The sequence below is a fragment of the Micromonospora sp. KC207 genome, assembly GCF_004348615.1.
GTDB lineage: Bacteria > Actinomycetota > Actinomycetes > Mycobacteriales > Micromonosporaceae > Micromonospora.
Window position 1 is genome coordinate 1 of record NZ_SMKJ01000484.1, and the last position, 2963, is coordinate 2963.

The 2963-nt window shown below is 73.6% G+C and carries 4 protein-coding genes; 3 read left to right on the forward strand and 1 reads right to left on the reverse strand.

Annotated features, from left to right (window positions below):
* The coding region (locus E1258_RS31565) for an ATP-dependent DNA helicase (RefSeq protein ID WP_305847285.1) at positions 1–622 on the forward strand (622 nt) is incomplete at its 5' end.
* A gap of 54 nt (positions 623–676) precedes the next feature.
* Here E1258_RS31565 and E1258_RS31570 read toward each other — a convergent pair.
* The gene (locus tag E1258_RS31570) at positions 677–2056 is read right to left on the reverse strand and encodes an AI-2E family transporter (RefSeq protein ID WP_132407512.1); all 1380 of its coding nucleotides are present in this window, start codon (positions 2054–2056) and stop codon (positions 677–679) included.
* Between the two features lie 125 nt (positions 2057–2181).
* Here E1258_RS31570 and E1258_RS31575 point away from each other — a divergent pair, with 125 nt between their 5' ends.
* Both E1258_RS31575 and E1258_RS33725 read left to right on the forward strand, forming a co-directional pair.
* Positions 2182–2529, forward strand: a complete 348-nt coding sequence (locus E1258_RS31575; protein ID WP_007073252.1) for a co-chaperone GroES — start codon at positions 2182–2184, stop codon at positions 2527–2529.
* Between the two features lie 146 nt (positions 2530–2675).
* A complete protein-coding gene (locus E1258_RS33725; protein WP_165949959.1) occupies positions 2676–2843 on the forward strand; it encodes a hypothetical protein in 168 nt (55 codons plus the stop codon).
* The last annotated feature ends 120 nt before the right edge of the window (positions 2844–2963 follow it).

Consider the following 2963-nt stretch of genomic DNA (forward strand, 5'->3'; position numbering starts at 1 on the left):
GGGCATCCTCTACGTCGCCGCGCACCTGCCCCGCCCGGCCGCCTCCGGCCTGCCCGACGCGGCCGGCGAGGAGCTGCTCGACCTGGTCGTGGCGCTCGGTGGGCGTACCCTCGGGCTTTTCTCCTCCCGGCGGGCCGCGCAGCAGGCGGCGGAGCTGTTGCGCGCGAAGACCGACCTGCAGATCCTGCTCCAGGGCGAGGAGGCGCTGCCGCTGCTGGTCCGCCGGTTCCGCGAGGAGCGGTCGAGCTGCCTGTTCGGCGTGATGTCGCTGTGGCAGGGGGTCGACGTGCCGGGCGACTCCTGCCAGCTCGTGGTGATCGACCGGCTGCCGTTCCCCCGGCCGGACGAGCCGCTCGCGGCGGCCCGCGCCGCCGCCGTGGACGCGGGCGGCGGCTCCGGATTCTCCGCCGTCAGCGTGCCGATCGCGGCGGTGCGGCTGGCCCAGGGCGTCGGCCGGCTGATCCGGGCCACCGGGGACCGGGGCGTGGTCGCGGTGCTCGACTCGCGGCTGGAGACGGCGCGCGGGTATGGCCCGTTCCTGCGCCGCTCGCTGCCCCCGTTCTGGTACACCACCCGCCCCGAGGTGGCCCGTGGGGCCCTGGAGCGACTCGGCAAGTCGTGACGCCGGGCCGCCCCTGTCCGGGCCCGGCAGGGTGCCTGCGACGCGGCCGGGCGGTCAGGGTGCCTGCGAGGCGACCACCACGGCGTCCGGCGGGGTGTCCGGCACGGTACGCGCGGCGAGCCGCCGGACGGCCGTGTTGAGCACCGCGATCAGCGGCACCGAGACCAGCGCGCCGGTGATCCCGGCGAGCACCACGCCTGCGGCGATCCCGATGATCACCGCGAGCGGGTGGATGGCCACCGCCCGGCCCATGATCAGCGGCTGGAGCACGTGCCCCTCGACCTGCTGCACGCCGATCACCACGCCCAGGATGATCAGGGCGGTGACCGGGCCGCTGTCGACCAGCGCCACCAGCACCGCGACCCCACCGGAGAGGGCGGCACCGACGATCGGGATGAACGCACCGAGGAAGACCAGGGCGGCCAGCGGGAACGCGAACGGAATGTCGAAGATGACCAGGAAGGTGCCGATACCGACCGCGTCGATGAACGCGACCAGCACGGTGGCCCGCACGTAGGCGCCCAGCGTCTCCCAGGACGCCCGGCCGGCGTCGTCGACCTTCCACCGGGCCGCCACCGGCAGCAGCCGCACCAGGAAACGCCAGATCCGGTTGCCGTCGCGCAGGAAGAAGAACGTGGCGAAGAGCACCAGCACGATGCCGGTCAGCACCTCGGCCAAGGTCGCCGCCGTGGAGACGGCCCCGCTGGTGAACCGCTCGGTGTTGTTGTTGATCCAGGTTGGCGCCTCCTCGATGTACCGGTCGAGCTGGCTGTCGGACAGGTGCAGCGGGCCGGTCTTCAGCCAGTCCTGGATCTGCCGGACACCCTCGGAGGACTTCTTGCTCAGCTCCGGCACGCCCTGGATGAACTCGTTCACCACCAGCGTCAGCGTGCCGACCACGGCGGCCAGGCCGCCGACCAGCACCACCGCGGTCGCCAGCGAGCGGGGGAAACGCGCCCGCAGCAGCCAGCCCACGGCCGGGGCGAGCAGCGCCGAGAGCAGCATGGCGACGGCCAGCGGAATGATCACGATGCTGATGGTGGCGACGACCTTCAGCAGCGCCCAGAACACGACGCCGATGACGATGAGCCGCCAGGACCAGGCCGCGGCGATGCGCAGCGCGTGCGGCACGTCCGCGTCGTCCCGGCTGGCGGTGGAGCTGTGTATCGCGGCGGGCGGCTCGGCTCCGACCACGACCGCCGACGGCGGTGCCACCGGCCCGGGCGAGCGCGGCGAGGCCACGCCGGCCTCCTCCGGCACGTCGACGCTGCCGGGCGGCACCGCACGGCGGCCCCTCACGTCGGCCCGCCCGGTCGGGTCGGCGCGGGCCCGCCGCACCGCGTCCCGTCCCGACTCGTACGCGCGACGCAGCCGTCCCCGTACCCGCTCGAAGCGGCTCAAGCGCACCTCCCGCAGCAGAACCCGCCCGCCCAGACGACGGGGGGACAGGATACGTCCGACCTTCCCACCCTAGGGCGGTTCCACCACACATTGCCCCCCGGCCCGGGACCGCGTAACCACCGGCGGACCGCTCCGGGCGGACGCGGTACCGTTCCGTCGTGACCGCCGATGCGAATCTCGACTCCGGCCTGCCGATCCGCCTGCTGCACGACCGGGTGCTGGTGCGGATGGAGGGCAGTGAGGGTGAGCGCCGCTCCACCGCCGGCATCGTGATCCCGGCGACCGCCGCCGTCGGCAAGCGCCTCGCCTGGGCCACCGCCGTCGGAGTGGGCCCCCACGTGCGCTCGATCGTCTCCGGCGACCGGGTGCTCTTCGATCCCGACGACCGTTCCGAGGTCGAGCTGCACGGCCGGGGGTACGTGCTGCTGCGCGAGCGGGACGTGCACGCCGTGGCCGCCGAGCGGGTCGAGGCGGAGGCCACGGGCTCCACGGGCCTCTACTTGTAAGGGCCCCCTGTCGACGCCTTCGGTAGAGCAGGGGCCGCCTCCTGACACTCCCCCCGGGCCGCATCGTGTGCGGCCGGTCGGGGGTGCGTCGTTTGCGGCCAGCGGCGGCGGGAAGCCAGGCACGTCCAGCACCCTGGGGAGGGAGCGTGCCGGTGTTCGTGAAGAAGGTGTTCCTCTGGGGAGGCGTCGCGTTCCTGATCTACTTCGTGGCGTTCCAGCCGGACGGGGCGGCGCAGGTGTGCAAATCGATCGGCGGCGGCCTGATGGCGATGGCCCAGGGCATGGGTGACTTCCTCACCAGCATGACGACCTGACCGCTCGGCAGACCCTACCCCGATCGACCCGCCCGACCCGCTCGGCAAACCCTGAACCACCCCAACCAGCAGGGCAGCTTCTCCCCGCCCTGAACCCGCTCGGCGCGGCCGGGGCACACG